This window comes from Pseudomonas sp. B21-019 (genome assembly GCF_024749225.1).
Taxonomy (GTDB): domain Bacteria; phylum Pseudomonadota; class Gammaproteobacteria; order Pseudomonadales; family Pseudomonadaceae; genus Aquipseudomonas.
The window spans coordinates 2,204,024-2,217,932 of record NZ_CP087193.1; the positions used below are offsets into that span (position 1 = coordinate 2,204,024).

Here is a 13,909-nt window from a genome sequence, read left to right on the forward strand (position 1 = left end):
CGGCCGGGGAGACCGATTTCAGCAATTCTCGAGCGTGGCGGTGGCCAAACCGGGAAAGTCTGTAATCAGGCTGTCAACGCCGAAGTCGGCGAGCCTGCGCATCAGCGCAGGCTCGTTGACTGTCCACACCGACACATGCAGCCCCTGACGCTGCGCCTTCTGCAGGCGTTCCGGCGTACACAGGGTCCAGTTCAGCGCCAGCATCTCACAGCCATAGTTTTGCGCGACCTTCAACGGGTCGAGCCAGGCGTACTCGGCCACCAGTCCGCGAGACACGTCCGGCACCAGGTCCAGCGCGGCTTTCAACACTTCGCGTGAACTCGAGGTAATCGTGACCTTGTCCCGTATGCCGAAACGCTGGGCCATTTCGCGAATCGCCAGCACGGTGGTTGCGGCACGGGTGCGTGAAGCACTTTTGACTTCCAGTTGCCAGTGCTCGAAATCGCATTGTTCGAACAATTGTTCCAGCGTTGGAATCGGGCAGGGTTTGATCCAGCCCGGGCCACCCTTGCGCGCGTCGTAGGTCACCAGCTCCGCAGCCGTGTGTTCGACCACTTTGCCGCGGCGGTCGGTGGTGCGTTTGAGGGTCGGGTCGTGGATCACCATCAACTCGCCGTCCATGGACAGGTGCAGGTCCAGTTCGCAACGATGCACGCCGTGCTTGAGGCATTGCTGAAAGCTGGTCAGGGTGTTTTCCGGTGCTTCGCCTTTGGCGCCGCGATGGCCGTAGATGAGAGTCACGGTTCTTCCTTAATTAATGGCCGGTTTCGTTTTGTTCGCGCGCCAGGCGTCGTTCTTGTGCCTGTCGCTGCAAGATGTAGCGGGCCAGCAGTTGTCGCTGGGCATCGGACAGGTATTCGAACTCGGTGCCGACGTCGTAGCCGCCACCCTTGCGGTCGCAATGGGTGACGCGGGCCCGCAGCAACAGGCCGAGGGCTTGTGGCATCAGCACCAGCTTGACCGACAGGTGCGCGCCGGTGGCAATGGGCGTCGGATGCTGAAAGTCGATGCCACCTTCGGAGATGATCACCGGCTGCGGTTCGCCGATCTGTCCGAGCACGGTCAGGGCGACCACCTGGCTCAGCAGATCGATGCGTTTGTTCTGTGATTTCAGGAATGCGGCGATGGTCCGGTCGCGTTCGTTGATCTGGCGCAACAGGTGTTGCGACTCGAATTCGCTCAGGTGCAGTTCGCTGAGCAGGTTGAATAGCGGGGAAGCATCCTGCAACACTTCCTGGCCTGCTGCTTCGGGAGCAGACAGGGGCCGAATTTCCAGTGCGATCGTGTCCTCGATACGGTAGTATTCGCGGCGATCTTCTTCATCTAATGTCGACATGGCGAACCCATGGTAGCGGCGGTGGTCTGAGTGTAAAGCTGGTTATCGACCCCCGCCACAAGGACGTTCCTTTTCCCTCCGAACAAGCCCCGACATGTTCAGACCTCTCTTCGTATTTATCGGCACGCGTTATACCCGTGCAAAACGTCGCAATCATTTTGTGTCATTCATTTCCCTGACCTCGATGATCGGACTCGCCCTCGGCGTGGTCGTGATGATCGTGGTGCTGTCGGTCATGAACGGCTTCGATCATGAGATGCGCACCCGTGTGCTGGGCATGGTGCCCCACGCGACCATCGAGTCCGGCGAGCCAATCAGCGACTGGCAAAGCCTGGCCGCCAAGGTCAAGCAGAACCCGCAGGTGGCAGCGGTTGCGCCCTTCGTCCAGATGCAGGGCCTGCTGACCAATAACGGCAAGGTTTCCAAAGTGCTGCTCAATGCCATCGACCCTGTGCAGGAACGGCAGGTGTCGATCATTGATAACTTCATGCAGCAGGGCAAACTCGACGACCTGGCGCCGGGCAGTTTCGGCATCGTCATCGGTGACAAGGCGGCAGCCAAGCTCGGCGCGGCGGTTGGCGACAAGCTGACGTTTGTCGCGCCGGAAGTCACCGTGACCCCGGCCGGGATGTTTCCGCGCATGAAACGCTTTACTGTGGTCGGCATCTTCCATGTCGGCGCCGGTGAGCTGGACGGCTATCTGGGCCTGACCAATCTGCAGGATCTGGCCAGGTTGCACCGCTGGCAACCGGATCAGGTTCAGGGCTTGCGACTGAAGTTCGACGACCTGTTCCAGGCGCCGCGCACCGCGTGGACCATCGCCCAGCAACTTGGCGAAGACAAGTACTACGCCCGCGACTGGACCCGTACCCACGGCAATCTTTATCAGGCGATCCGCATGGAAAAAGCCATGATCGGCCTGCTGTTGCTGCTGATCGTCGCCGTTGCTGCGTTCAACATCATTTCCACGCTGGTGATGGTGGTGAACGACAAGAAGGGCGACATCGCGATCCTGCGCACCCTGGGCGCCACGCCGGGTTCGATCATGGCGACGTTCATGGTCCAGGGCACGGTCATTGGTGTGGTCGGTACGCTGATCGGTGCCGTGGTCGGGATCTTCGCCGCACTGAACGTCAGCGCGGCGATCTCGGCCCTCGAAGGGCTGATCGGCCACAAGTTCTTGAACGCCGACGTGTATTTCATCGATTACCTGCCGTCGCAAGTGCAGAGCCAGGACGTGTTGATGGTCTGCGCCGCCGCGTTGGTCCTGAGTTTCCTCGCCACCCTGTATCCAGCCTGGCGTGCCGCGCGCACCCAGCCTGCGGAGGCGCTACGTTATGAGTGAGTCGGGCATGAGTGATAAAGCAATCTTGAGCTGCCGCAACCTGGGCAAATCCTACGTGGAAGGCCCGGAATCGGTAGAGGTTCTGGCCGGTCTGCAACTGGAACTGCATCCGGGTGAGCGCGTGGCGATCGTCGGTACGTCGGGTTCGGGCAAAAGTACCTTGCTCAACCTGCTGGGCGGCCTCGATACGCCGACCAAGGGTAGCGTCTGGCTGGCCGGTGAAGAACTCTCGGCCCTGAACGAAAAGGCCCGTGGCCTGTTGCGCAACCGGTCGCTGGGTTTCGTTTACCAGTTCCACCACTTGCTGCCTGAATTCACTGCGCTGGAAAACGTCTGCATGCCGCTGCTGATCGGCAAAACCGCGATCCCGGAAGCGCGTCAGCGCGCGACGGCGTTGCTGGAGCGGGTAGGGCTGGGCCATCGCCTGGAGCACAAACCGGCGGAATTGTCCGGTGGCGAACGCCAGCGTGTGGCCATTGCCCGCGCCCTGGTGAACAAGCCAGGCCTGGTGATGCTCGACGAGCCGACCGGCAACCTCGACTCCCACACCGCCCAGGGCATTCAGGATTTGATGCTGGAACTCAGCACCTCGATGCGCACGGCGTTCCTGGTGGTGACCCACGACATGAACCTGGCTCGCCAGATGGATCGCGTCCTGCATTTGCAGGAAGGTTGCCTGACCCCCATCTGATTGGCTGAAACCCGGCGCACTGAACAGTGCGTCGGGTCTTTTATTTTTATACGGTGCCCCAGCGAATGTTCAGACCGTTATCGATCTTTATCGGCACGCGCTATACCCGCGCCAAGCGCCGCAATCGCTTTGTTTCCTTCATCTCGATGACCTCGATGATCGGCCTCGCCCTGGGCGTGCTGGCGATGATCGTGGTGCTGTCGGTGATGAACGGCTTCCAGCGCGAAATGAGCTCGCGCATCCTCGGCATGGTGCCCCACGCGACCATCGTCGGCGTGAACCCTATCGACGATTGGCAGCCGGTGGCCGCCGCGGCGATGAAGAATCCTGAAGTCACCGCCGCCGTGCCATTCACCGAGATGGAAGGCATGCTGTCCTACAAGGGCACCATGCAGCCGATCCAGGTCAGCGGGGTCGATCCGGCGCTGGAAAGCAAGGTCTCGATCGTTGCCAAGCACATTGTTCAGGGGCGTCTCGACGCCTTGAAGCCGGGCGAGTTCGGCGTGGTGATCGGCGAGATCACCGCGCGGCGCTTTCGCTTGAACGTCGGCGACAAGATCACCCTGATCGTGCCGGAAGTCAGCAATGCACCGGGTGGCATAACCCCGCGCATGCAGCGGCTGAACGTGGTGGGCGTGTTCAAGGTCGGTGCCGAACTGGACGGTTCGATGGCGCTGATCCACATGGCCGATGCCGCGCAAATGCAGCACTGGCAGCCGAATCAGGTACAGAGCGTGCGCCTGGCGGTGAAGGATCTGTACGCCGCGCCGCAAGTATCGAGCGACATCGCGACCGGCCTGGGCGCCGCCTACAAGGCTGACGACTGGACCCACACCCAGGGCAGTCTGTTCAGCGCGATGAAAATGGAAAAAACCATGATCGGCCTGTTGTTGCTGATGATCGTCGCGGTGGCAGCGTTCAACATCATTGCCACGCTGATCATGGTGGTGAACGACAAGGGTGCGGACATCGCCATCCTGCGCACCATCGGCGCCACACCTCGGCAGATCATGGCGATCTTCATGGTGCAGGGCACGGTGATCGGGATTGTCGGCACCTTGATCGGTGGCGTGCTGGGCGTGATCGCGGCGTTGAACGTCAGTGAACTGGTGGGCTGGATGGAGCGGGTCAGCGGACAGCACATCTTCAGTTCCGATGTGTACTTCGTCAGCAACTTGCCGTCCGAATTGCAGGGCGCGGATGTGCTGTTGATCTGCTCCGCCGGTTTCATCATGAGCTTTCTGGCGACGGTTTATCCGGCGTGGCGGGCGGCGAAAGTCGAGCCGGCTACCGCGTTGCGGTATTCGTGAGTCCCCAATGATCGTTACCACGCTCCGCGTGGGAATGCCTCAACGGACGCTCTGCGTTCGGCTCCTGATGTGACGCAGGGCGTCACTGGCTGCATTCCCACGCAGAGCGTGGGAATGATCAGGTTTGCGGTAACTCAATCACAAACCGCGTCCATCCCTGAGCCGATTCGCAACGAATCTGCCCGCCATGGGCGCGGATGATCGACTGGGTGATCGCCAGCCCCAATCCCGCATGCTCACTGCTGCCTTCACGGCGCGCGGGGTCTGCCCGGTAGAAACGGTCAAACAACCGCGGCAACAAGTCTTCTGAAATCCCGTCCCCACTGTTTTCAACAGTCAGGCTCAAGCCTGCCGGTTGCTCGACAATCTTTACCCGCACCTCACCACCGGCCGGGGTAAACCGCAACGCATTGTCCAGCAAGTTGGACAATGCCCTGCGCAGCATGCTGCGATCGCCCTGCAGGCTCGCGCGGCCGTCACGACTCAGCTTCACCCGGGCGTCCTCGGCCAGCGGCGCGAAAAACTCCAGCAGCACATCCGCTTCTTCCGCCAGGTCCAGCGGTTCGCGCTTGGGCATCAGCAAACCGTGGTCAGCCTTGGCCAGGTACAACATGTCGTTGACCAGTTGCGCCATCCATTGCAGTTCTTCGAGGTTGCTGTGCAGCGCCTCGCGGTAATCCTCAAGGGGGCGAGGGCGGGTGAGGGTGACTTGGGTGTGGGTCAGCAGGTTCGACAGCGGTGTGCGCAGTTCATGGGCGATGTCGGCGGAAAAGGCCGAGAGCCGCTGAAAAGAGTCATCGAGGCGTCCGAGCATGGCGTTGAAGCTGTGGGCCATTTCCGCGAGTTCCGGCGGCATGCCTGCTTCCGGCAGGCGGGCGTTGAGCGATTGCGCCGACACGCCGCTGGCGACCGCACTCATGCGCAGCAACGGACGCAAACCACTGCGCGCCGCCCAGGCACCGAGCAGGGCGGTGGCCAGGGCCGAGAGGCCGACCGTCAGCCAGATCAGGTGCTGCATGCGCTGCAGAAAGTGTTGGTGATGGGTGATGTCCAGCAACAAGGTCAGTTGCGGTGAGTCGGGTTTGTCGAGGAACAGCGGCGCATTCAGGACGCGGTAATCGGTGCCGTCATCGCTCACTGTCGACAGGCCATGCTTGCGCGGTAATTCTTTGGGCACGCTGGGCGAGCTGTCGTACATGCGTTGGCCGTCACTGCTAATGATGCGCAGCGAAAGATCGGCCTGTCGGCTCAATTCATCGGCCAGCCTGGCCTCGGCGTCGCCGGCCTGAATGTCATCCAGCGCCCGACGTAAACCAATCAGTTTGTCATCCAGCAGCTGCTGGTCCAACTCGACAAAGTGCGCCTCGCTGGCGCGGCTGAACAGCACCCCGGCGAACAACGACACCACCGCAGTACAGGCGGCAAACAGCAGTGCCAGGCGGTTGCTTAATGAAAGCCGGCGCATCAGGCGGGGCGCTCTTCAAGGACGTAACCCATGCCGCGCACGGTGTGAATCAACTTGTTCGGGAAATCGTCGTCTATCTTCAGGCGCAAACGGCGGATCGCCACTTCGATGACGTTGGTGTCGCTGTCGAAATTCATGTCCCACACCTGGGACGCGATCAGCGACTTGGGCAGAACTTCGCCCTGGCGCCGCAGGAGCATTTCCAGCAGGGCGAATTCCTTGGCGGTCAGGTCGATGCGCTGACCGTTACGCTCGACCCGGCGACGGATCAGGTCCAGGCGCAAATCGGCCAGTTGCAGGCTGGTTTCCTGGGGCGTGGCGCTGCCGCGACGCAGCAGACTGCGAACCCGGGCCAGCAGTTCGGAGAAGGCGAAAGGTTTGACCAGGTAGTCGTCGGCGCCCAGTTCCAGGCCGTGGACTCTATCCTCCACCGCGTCCCGCGCGGTCAGAAACAGTACCGGCGTGTCCAGGCCTGCACTGCGCACCGCTTGCAGAATCTGCCAGCCATCGCGTCCAGGCAGCATCACATCGAGAATCAACAAGGCGTAATCGCCGCTCAAGGCCAGTTGCTGGCCAGTGCTGCCATCGGCCACCAGTTCGGTGTTGAAGCCAGCCTCGGTCAGGCCCTGGCGCAGGTAATGGCCGGTTTTCGGTTGGTCTTCGACGATCAGCAGTTTCATGGGCGACTCGGGCAGTTTGAACAGGTGCGTTATACCGTGGGCGGCGAGGAAACAGGCCAACCTGACAAAGTTGTAATCTGCCTGTCAGGTGGCTGGCAGAGCCGGCGGAGTAGAGTTTCCCACAAGCTGAACCTCATCTTATTGGAGTGCGACTATGTTTTTGCAAAAGCGTCTGGTACTGGCCGCTTGTTTGCTGACTCTGAGTTTAGGGCTGGAAGCCTCACCGGCGCAGACCTACGATTTCGGTCAGCCGGCCTCGGCCGCCCAGGCTACCCGCAGCGTCGAAGTGGTAATGGGCGATATGACCTTCAGCCCCAAGACCATCGATATCAAGGCCGGGGAAACCGTGCGTCTCGTACTGGTGAATAAAGGCCAGTTGTTGCATGAATTCAACCTCGGCGATGCACAGATGCATGCCAGGCATCAGCAGGAAATGCTCCAGATGCAGCAAAGCGGCATGCTGATGCCTACAGGCATGAAGGCCATGGACCACGGTTCCATGGCCGGAATGGATCATGGCGCCATGGATCACGGCATGAAGCATGACGACCCCAACAGTGTGTTGGTGGAACCGGGTAAAACCGCCGAGCTGACCTGGACCTTCACCAAGGCCACTAACCTGGAATTTGCCTGCAACATCCCCGGCCATTACCAGGCCGGCATGGTCGGCAAACTGACAGTCAGTCAGTAAGCACTCAAAGGCGGGAGCAAAGGCTGGTAGAATCCGCTGATTCTTCAGTCAGGTTTCCGCCATGCATCCCGCAGCCGAACATTCGCCGCTGGGCAAATCCAGCGAATACATCGCCACCTACACGCCGTCCTTGCTGTTCCCGATCCCGCGCACCGCGAAATGGGCCGAGCTGGGCCTGACCGCGCAAACCCTGCCGTACAAGGGCGTGGATTTCTGGAACTGCTTCGAGCTGTCGTGGCTGTTGCCGTCTGGCAAGCCTGTGGTGGCGATCGGCGAATTCAGCATTCCGGCGGATTCGCCGAACATCATCGAGTCGAAGTCGTTCAAGCTGTACCTCAACTCGCTGAACCAGACGCCATTTGCCGACACCGCCAGCCTTGAAGCGACGCTGGTGAAAGACCTCTCGGCCGCTGCCGGCAAATCGGTGGGCGTGCGGGTTCGCAGCCTGAAAGAGGTAGAGGCGGAAGGCGTCGTGGCGTTGCCGGGCGTGTGCATCGATGACCTGGACATCAGTGTCAGCAACTATGAGCACCCGCGTCCGGAACTGCTGCGTTGCGATGAGTCGCGCATCGTTGAAGAGTGCGTGCACAGCCATTTGCTCAAATCCAACTGCCCGGTCACCAGTCAGCCTGACTGGGGCAGCGTGGTGGTGGAGTATCGTGGCGCGGCGCTGGATCACGCGAGTTTGCTGGAATACATCGTGAGCTTCCGCCAGCACTCGGACTTCCATGAACAGTGCGTAGAGCGGATTTTCCTCGACCTGCAGCGGTTGCTGAAGCCGGAGAAATTGACGGTGTACGCGCGGTATGTGCGTCGTGGTGGATTGGACATCAACCCGTATCGCAGCACCGAAGAGGTGCAACTGCCGAACCATCGGCTGGTCCGTCAGTAGGTTAAAGATCAAAAGATCGCAGCCTTCGGCAGCTCCTACATTGGGACGACGTACACCCTGTAGGAGCTGCCGAAGGCTGCGATCTTTTTGCTTTTGCTTCTGGAAATCAAAAAGCCCCGCTATCAATAGCGGGGCTTTTTTGCATCTGAAGGGTTCAGATCCCCATGTTGCCCAAGGCCTGCACAATGTTGCGCAGGGTGCCGGCCAGCGTGGGATGTTCGAGTTCGAAGCGCTCGACGGCCAGGTTCACATTGTCGGCGAGGTTGGTGTCCTGGGTTTTGGTTTCCAGCTCAAGCTCCAGCTGGATCTGTTGCATCAGCGCGTGCAGGTCTTCGCGCTCGGCTTCGGTCAGTGGCGGATTCTGTTCCAATTGCTCGCGCAGTTTATTGAGCTGTTCTTGCAGTTCGCGGGCGGGCATGGCGTTCTTCCTTTTATCGATAGGCACTGGCATAGACCGCAGCGGCGTGCCAAAGGTCTATGGCTGACCTTTAGATTAATCCACTCCCGGGCAACCTGCATGATCTCAGTCAGGGCTTTTCGCCTTTGAGCCGACGCAGGCTGATATCGGCCAGGCAGGTGTCGAGTTCGCCCAGATGATCGATCACCGAATGCACGCCCAGGCCGAACAACTGCACCGTCGCCTTGCCGCGCAAGTGTTCCCGTTCCTTCTGGCTCAAGGCTTGCCATTCGTTCGGCGCGAGCCCGCATAGCGAGCCGCACGACGCCAGGCCGATGGTCCACAGCCCGGCGTTCAGGCCCGATTGCAGCAGTCGCGGCTCGCCGCTGACCAGCACGCAACCGTCCAGGCGCTCGACATTCAGCGCCATCAAGGCTTGCCAGCAGGCATTCGGGGCCGGCCATGGATTGATTGTTTCAGAGTGTTGCAAAGATTTGATCCAGGCCGGAAGTGCGACGGCCAGGGAATGGCTGAGGGCAGGGGGGAGTTCATCAATCCAGGCGCAGGGAATCCGTTGTCGCTGCAAGCTGGACAGGCTCTCCAGGGCACCGGGCGTGACCTCGGCGTGCTCGGCAGAAACGGTACCGTGCTGACGCGTGCGCGCGCCGAAATCCACCAGGCAACCACTGAGGCCGAACAGCACGGCGGTCAGATTTGGTGCGGCAAGGGGCAAGACTTCGGCGTGCGGCATGGAAACGTCCCTGAAATAGCGACAAGGCTATTCATGGACGATGACAATCGAGTGACACGGATGTGAATCGCTCGCCGTCAGGAGGGCGTCGTTCGTAGACCATCGTGCACGATGCTGCCTAAACCGGGTTTTCCGTCATATACTAGCGGTCTTTGCGCCTGGGCCAAGCGCCCGCGTCAGTACAATCCAAGGAGTTTCTTATGCGCTGGAGCAATCGACTCGCTCAGCTTTGTATGTGTGCCAGCGTGTTGCTGGTTCCGTTCGCGGCCCAGGCTGCCACGGAAGAAGACCCTTGGGAAAGCATCAACCGCCCGATCTACAAATTCAACGACTTTGTCGACACCTACGCACTGAAGCCGTTGGCTCAGGGCTACCAGTTCGTCACACCGCAGTTCCTGGAAGACGGCATCCACAACATGTTCCGCAACGTCGGCGATGTGACCAACCTCGCCAACGACGTGTTGCAGGCCAAGCCCGCCGCGGCTGGCGTCGACACCGCGCGTTTGATCTTCAACACCACCTTCGGCCTGCTGGGCTTCTTTGACGTGGGCACCAAAATGGGCCTGCACCGCAACGACGAAGACTTCGGCCAGACCCTCGGTTATTGGGGCGTGGGCAGCGGCCCGTACGTGATGCTGCCGCTGCTGGGCCCAAGCACCTTGCGTGATGCGCCTTCCAAGTACGTCGACGGCTATACCGGTCCGTACCCTTACATCAACGATATACCGGTGCGTAACTCGATTTACGGCCTGAACATCGTCGACACTCGCGCCAGCCTGTTGTCGGCCGAGAAACTGATCACTGGCGACAAATACACCTTTATTCGCAATGCATACCTGCAAAACCGCGAATTCAAAGTCAAGGACGGTAAGGTCGAAGACGATTTTTAATCTCGACCGGTAAAACGAAGAAGGCGGCCATTTGGCCGCCTTCTTTCGTTTGGCTTGCGGGTTAAGTCAGGGCTATTTCATCTTCCGGATTGTAAGCCCGAGTTTCTGGCCGCCATCGTCCTGTGCTTTCACCCACACCACTTCGGTGTCGGCCTCAAGGCCTCTGAGGGCTGCGTGATCGGAATCGATCCGTACGCTGAGCCGGTCACCGACCTTGAATGAGCGGGGCGCCTCCAGCTGCATGCCACTGCTGGAAAGGTCGATGCAGACGGCTTGCACCTCGTCGCCTTCATGAATCAGCGACACATCGGCATCAACCCGCATGCGGATGAAATCGCGCTTTTCGCTGTAGTCCCGATCGGTTTGGCTCATGGGCTCGATCCTTCCTTTGGGTTACGGTTTTGCCTGTTCTTATAACTCTCGGTGATTTGACAAGTAAAGACGTCAAGCGACCATCGGCGTGAGCTTGAAACGCCTCGCGGATGGGAGTACCGTCTGCGCCTTAGAAGGGCACCTCTGGTGGAACAGTGAGTAGGGCAAACGCTCGAAAACGGTGCAGCAGAGAGGCTAGAAAGCGAATCCAGTAGTGTGTGCAGGGCCAAATGCCCAGCCTGCTACGCCAACCTAATTCTGGCGCCGTTTGCCCACATGCCAAAAACCAGTGCCACGCTGCTGATAATCGATGATGACGAAGTAGTGCGTGCGAGCCTCGCGGCCTACTTGGAAGACAGTGGTTTCAGTGTCCTGCAGGCCAGTAACGGCCAGCAGGGTCTACAGGTATTCGAGCAAGACAAGCCCGACTTGGTCATCTGCGATCTGCGCATGCCGCAGATGGGCGGACTCGAACTCATTCGCCAGGTCACCGAACTGTCGCCGCAAACCCCGGTAATCGTGGTTTCGGGCGCCGGTGTGATGAACGACGCCGTCGAGGCCCTGCGCCTGGGCGCAGCGGACTACCTGATCAAGCCTCTCGAAGATCTCGCCGTGCTCGAGCACTCCGTGCGTCGTGCCCTGGATCGTGCGCGCCTGCTGCTGGAAAACCAGCGCTACCGCGAGAAGCTGGAAAAGGCCAACCGCGAGCTGGAAGCCAGCCTGAACTTGCTCCAGGAGGACCAGAACGCTGGTCGCCAGGTGCAGATGAACATGCTGCCGGTCAGCCCCTGGACCATCGACGAGTTTCAGTTTGCGCACCAGATCATCCCGTCGCTGTACCTGTCGGGCGATTTCGTCGACTACTTTCGGGTCGACGAGCGTCGGGTAGCCTTCTACCTGGCCGACGTTTCCGGTCATGGCGCCTCTTCAGCCTTCGTTACCGTGCTGCTGAAGTTCATGACCACGCGCTTGCTGTTCGAATCCAAGCGCAACGGCACATTGCCGGAATTCAAGCCTTCAGAAGTCCTTGGTCATATCAACCGGGGCCTGATCAGTTGTAAGCTGGGTAAACACGTCACAATGGTCGGTGGAGTCATCGACGAGGAGACAGGTTTGTTGACCTATAGCATCGGCGGTCATCTGCCGTTGCCCGTGTTGTACACGCCAGACAGTGTTCGTTACCTGGATGGGCGTGGTCTGCCGGTGGGCCTCTTCAATGAAGCCACCTACGAAGACCACGTACTGGAGCTGCCGCCGGTATTCAGCCTGACGCTGATGTCTGATGGCATTCTGGACCTTTTGCCAGAACCCACACTCAAAGATAAAGAAGCTGCTTTGCCTCAACGGGTGAAAGCGGCGGGCGGCAGCCTGGATGGTCTGCGCCAGGTTTTTGGATTGGCCACGCTAGGGGAGATGCCGGATGATATCGCCCTGTTGGTGTTGAGCAGGAATCTTTAATGAGTACCGGTAGAATCCAGTTCGCCGAGCAGGACGGCACCTTCGTCCTGAAGTTCGTCGGTGAAGTTCGCCTGACCCTGTGTTCGGCGTTGGATGCGACTATTGAGCGGATCTTCACTGCGTTGAACTTCAACGCCATCGTGATCGACCTGACCGAAACCCGCAGCATCGACAGCACCACCCTGGGCCTGCTGGCCAAGCTGTCGATCCTGTCGCGGCAAAAAGTCGGCCTGTTGCCGACTGTTGTCACCACCCACGAAGACATCACCCGTCTGCTGCAGTCCATGGGCTTCGAGCAAGTGTTCAACATCGTTGACCGCCCGATCCCATGCCCTGAATGCCTGACCGACCTGCCAGACCAGGACCAGTCCGAAGAAGTGGTGCGGATCAAAGTCCTCGAAGCACACAAAATCCTCATGGGCCTGAACGACTCCAACCGTGAGGCGTTTCACGACCTGGTGAATGCGCTGGAGCGTCATTGATTCCCTGAAGCTGAGGCCCCGCCACATCTTCCAGCACAAAGCCCACTACCCAAATTCAACGCAAAAAAAGGGCGAACCCATGGTTCGCCCTTTTTGCATCCAGCTAACTCAAATCACAGCTTGGCCTGCAACAACGCCTCAAGCTTCTCCTGGTCCCGAGCAAACTGACGAATGCCCTCAGCCAGCTTCTCGGTCGCCATCGCATCCTCGTTGGACAACCAACGGAACTGCGCTTCATTCAAGCTCAGACGCGCTTCACCCGCATGCCCCGGCACCAATTTGCGCTCCAGCTTGCCGGTATCCGCCGCCAGTTTCTCCAGCAGATCAGGGCTGATGGTCAACCGATCACAACCGGCCAACTGCTCGATCTGATTCAGATTACGGAAGCTGGCACCCATCACTACGGTTTTGTAGTCATTGGCCTTGTAGTAGTTGTAGATGCGCGTCACCGACTGCACGCCCGGATCATCCGCGCCGGTGTAGTCGTTGCCGGTGGCCTTCTTGTACCAGTCGTAGATACGGCCCACGAACGGCGAAATCAGGAAAACCCCGGCGTCAGCACATGCCGCCGCCTGAGCGAAAGAGAACAGCAAGGTCAGGTTGGTCTGAATGCCTTCCTTTTCCAACTTCTCGGCAGCGCGGATGCCTTCCCAGGTCGAAGCGATCTTGATCAGCACACGGTCACGGCCAACGCCGGCCTTTTCGTACAAGTCGATCAGACGGTGCGCACGCTTCAATACGGCGTCAGTGTCGAACGACAGGCGCGCATCCACTTCAGTGGAAATACGGCCAGGAATCACCTTCAGAATCTCTTGCCCCACCGCGACACCAAAACGGTCACTGGCCAAGCCCACATCGCCCTTGCAGTCGCTGACGCAAGCGTTCAGCAACTCGGCATAACCGGGAATGGCCGCTGCTTTGAGCAGCAGGGAAGGGTTGGTGGTGGCGTCCACGGGTTTAACGCGAGCGATTGCTTCGAAGTCGCCGGTATCGGCAACCACGGTGGTCATTTGTTTGAGTTGTTCCAGCTTGGAAGTCATGGGCGTGCTCTGTCCTATGGGTCTAATGACATTACCCGAGCGCTGACAGCCACTCAAGGGTGCATGTGCGTATCGAAGGCCCCAGTGGCAACATCCTGAAAACGGATGT

Annotated in this window: 16 protein-coding genes; 8 read left to right on the forward strand and 8 right to left on the reverse strand. The window is 59.7% G+C overall.

The window, feature by feature from the left end; translation table 11 throughout:
- Positions 1-18: 18 nt before the first annotated feature.
- Both LOY36_RS09870 and LOY36_RS09875 read right to left on the reverse strand, forming a co-directional pair.
- Positions 19-741: a glycerophosphodiester phosphodiesterase gene (locus LOY36_RS09870; protein WP_258673105.1), complete on the reverse strand. Its 723-nt coding sequence runs from the start codon at positions 739-741 to the stop codon at positions 19-21.
- Between the two features lie 13 nt (positions 742-754).
- The gene (locus LOY36_RS09875) at positions 755-1,336 is read right to left on the reverse strand and encodes a PilZ domain-containing protein (RefSeq protein WP_019649415.1); all 582 of its coding nucleotides are present in this window, start codon (positions 1,334-1,336) and stop codon (positions 755-757) included.
- Between the two features lie 94 nt (positions 1,337-1,430).
- On the opposite strand from LOY36_RS09875, the gene LOY36_RS09880 reads away from it, so the two are divergent.
- The 3 genes from LOY36_RS09880 (at position 1,431) to LOY36_RS09890 (ending at position 4,682) form a co-directional block, all read left to right on the forward strand.
- Positions 1,431-2,681: a lipoprotein-releasing ABC transporter permease subunit gene (locus LOY36_RS09880; protein ID WP_258673107.1), complete on the forward strand. Its 1,251-nt coding sequence runs from the start codon at positions 1,431-1,433 to the stop codon at positions 2,679-2,681.
- Between the two features lie 7 nt (positions 2,682-2,688).
- Positions 2,689-3,372, forward strand: a complete 684-nt coding sequence (lolD, locus tag LOY36_RS09885; protein ID WP_018928149.1) for a lipoprotein-releasing ABC transporter ATP-binding protein LolD — start codon at positions 2,689-2,691, stop codon at positions 3,370-3,372.
- A gap of 65 nt (positions 3,373-3,437) precedes the next feature.
- On the forward strand, positions 3,438-4,682 hold the full coding sequence (locus tag LOY36_RS09890; RefSeq protein ID WP_018928148.1) for a lipoprotein-releasing ABC transporter permease subunit: 1,245 nt from the start codon (positions 3,438-3,440) through the stop codon (positions 4,680-4,682).
- A gap of 118 nt (positions 4,683-4,800) precedes the next feature.
- On the opposite strand, the gene LOY36_RS09895 is transcribed toward LOY36_RS09890, so the two are convergent.
- The gene (locus LOY36_RS09895; protein WP_258673109.1) at positions 4,801-6,147 is read right to left on the reverse strand and encodes a heavy metal sensor histidine kinase; all 1,347 of its coding nucleotides are present in this window, start codon (positions 6,145-6,147) and stop codon (positions 4,801-4,803) included.
- Positions 6,147-6,827 (reverse strand): heavy metal response regulator transcription factor, encoded by a 681-nt coding sequence (locus LOY36_RS09900; protein ID WP_258673111.1) that lies wholly within the window; start codon positions 6,825-6,827, stop codon positions 6,147-6,149. The genes LOY36_RS09895 and LOY36_RS09900 overlap by 1 nt, the downstream gene beginning before the upstream one ends.
- Positions 6,828-6,981: 154 nt before the next feature.
- Here LOY36_RS09900 and LOY36_RS09905 point away from each other — a divergent pair, with 154 nt between their 5' ends.
- A complete protein-coding gene (locus LOY36_RS09905) occupies positions 6,982-7,518 on the forward strand; it encodes a plastocyanin/azurin family copper-binding protein (protein WP_007935275.1) in 537 nt (178 codons plus the stop codon).
- A gap of 61 nt (positions 7,519-7,579) precedes the next feature.
- A complete protein-coding gene (gene queF, locus LOY36_RS09910; RefSeq protein WP_019649410.1) occupies positions 7,580-8,410 on the forward strand; it encodes an NADPH-dependent 7-cyano-7-deazaguanine reductase QueF in 831 nt (276 codons plus the stop codon).
- A 154-nt stretch (positions 8,411-8,564) separates the two neighbouring features.
- Here queF and LOY36_RS09915 read toward each other — a convergent pair whose 3' ends face one another.
- Complete coding sequence (locus LOY36_RS09915; protein WP_019649409.1) at positions 8,565-8,828, reverse strand: DUF4404 family protein; 264 nt, start codon at positions 8,826-8,828, stop codon at positions 8,565-8,567.
- A gap of 109 nt (positions 8,829-8,937) precedes the next feature.
- On the reverse strand, positions 8,938-9,558 hold the full coding sequence (locus LOY36_RS09920) for a hypothetical protein (protein WP_019649408.1): 621 nt from the start codon (positions 9,556-9,558) through the stop codon (positions 8,938-8,940).
- Positions 9,559-9,758: 200 nt separating this feature from the next.
- Between LOY36_RS09920 and LOY36_RS09925 the strand changes: the two genes are divergently transcribed.
- Positions 9,759-10,448 carry a VacJ family lipoprotein gene (locus LOY36_RS09925; protein WP_019649407.1) on the forward strand — a complete coding sequence of 230 codons (690 nt, stop codon included), beginning with the start codon at positions 9,759-9,761 and terminating at the stop codon, positions 10,446-10,448.
- Positions 10,449-10,520: 72 nt separating this feature from the next.
- On the opposite strand, the gene LOY36_RS09930 is transcribed toward LOY36_RS09925, so the two are convergent.
- The gene (locus tag LOY36_RS09930) at positions 10,521-10,820 is read right to left on the reverse strand and encodes a PilZ domain-containing protein (RefSeq protein ID WP_258673114.1); all 300 of its coding nucleotides are present in this window, start codon (positions 10,818-10,820) and stop codon (positions 10,521-10,523) included.
- Positions 10,821-11,096: 276 nt separating this feature from the next.
- On the opposite strand from LOY36_RS09930, the gene rssB reads away from it, so the two are divergent.
- Both rssB and rssC read left to right on the forward strand, forming a co-directional pair.
- Complete coding sequence (gene rssB / locus LOY36_RS09935; protein ID WP_258673119.1) at positions 11,097-12,278, forward strand: two-component system response regulator RssB; 1,182 nt, start codon at positions 11,097-11,099, stop codon at positions 12,276-12,278.
- Positions 12,278-12,760, forward strand: coding sequence for an anti-sigma factor antagonist RssC (gene rssC / locus LOY36_RS09940; RefSeq protein WP_007935262.1), 483 nt, complete (start codon positions 12,278-12,280; stop codon positions 12,758-12,760). Before rssB ends, rssC begins: the two co-directional genes overlap by 1 nt.
- A gap of 113 nt (positions 12,761-12,873) precedes the next feature.
- Here the strand turns inward: rssC and tal are convergent, their stop codons facing one another.
- Complete coding sequence (gene tal, locus LOY36_RS09945) at positions 12,874-13,800, reverse strand: transaldolase (protein WP_019582092.1); 927 nt, start codon at positions 13,798-13,800, stop codon at positions 12,874-12,876.
- Positions 13,801-13,909: the final 109 nt, after the last annotated feature.

Bases quoted from the DNA above. Each gene is read 5' to 3' on its own strand.
- LOY36_RS09875 (WP_019649415.1), bottom strand. From the start codon at position 1,336: ATGTCGACATTAGATGAAGAAGATCGCCGCGAATACTACCGTATCGAG.
- LOY36_RS09880 (WP_258673107.1), top strand. From the start codon at position 1,431: ATGTTCAGACCTCTCTTCGTATTTATCGGCACGCGTTATACCCGTGCA.
- lolD (WP_018928149.1), top strand. From the start codon at position 2,689: ATGAGTGATAAAGCAATCTTGAGCTGCCGCAACCTGGGCAAATCCTAC.
- LOY36_RS09890 (WP_018928148.1), top strand. From the start codon at position 3,438: ATGTTCAGACCGTTATCGATCTTTATCGGCACGCGCTATACCCGCGCC.
- LOY36_RS09895 (WP_258673109.1), bottom strand. From the start codon at position 6,147: ATGCGCCGGCTTTCATTAAGCAACCGCCTGGCACTGCTGTTTGCCGCC.
- LOY36_RS09900 (WP_258673111.1), bottom strand. From the start codon at position 6,827: ATGAAACTGCTGATCGTCGAAGACCAACCGAAAACCGGCCATTACCTG.
- LOY36_RS09905 (WP_007935275.1), top strand. From the start codon at position 6,982: ATGTTTTTGCAAAAGCGTCTGGTACTGGCCGCTTGTTTGCTGACTCTG.
- queF (WP_019649410.1), top strand. From the start codon at position 7,580: ATGCATCCCGCAGCCGAACATTCGCCGCTGGGCAAATCCAGCGAATAC.
- LOY36_RS09915 (WP_019649409.1), bottom strand. From the start codon at position 8,828: ATGCCCGCCCGCGAACTGCAAGAACAGCTCAATAAACTGCGCGAGCAA.
- LOY36_RS09920 (WP_019649408.1), bottom strand. From the start codon at position 9,558: ATGCCGCACGCCGAAGTCTTGCCCCTTGCCGCACCAAATCTGACCGCC.
- LOY36_RS09925 (WP_019649407.1), top strand. From the start codon at position 9,759: ATGCGCTGGAGCAATCGACTCGCTCAGCTTTGTATGTGTGCCAGCGTG.
- LOY36_RS09930 (WP_258673114.1), bottom strand. From the start codon at position 10,820: ATGAGCCAAACCGATCGGGACTACAGCGAAAAGCGCGATTTCATCCGC.
- rssB (WP_258673119.1), top strand. From the start codon at position 11,097: ATGCCAAAAACCAGTGCCACGCTGCTGATAATCGATGATGACGAAGTA.
- rssC (WP_007935262.1), top strand. From the start codon at position 12,278: ATGAGTACCGGTAGAATCCAGTTCGCCGAGCAGGACGGCACCTTCGTC.
- tal (WP_019582092.1), bottom strand. From the start codon at position 13,800: ATGACTTCCAAGCTGGAACAACTCAAACAAATGACCACCGTGGTTGCC.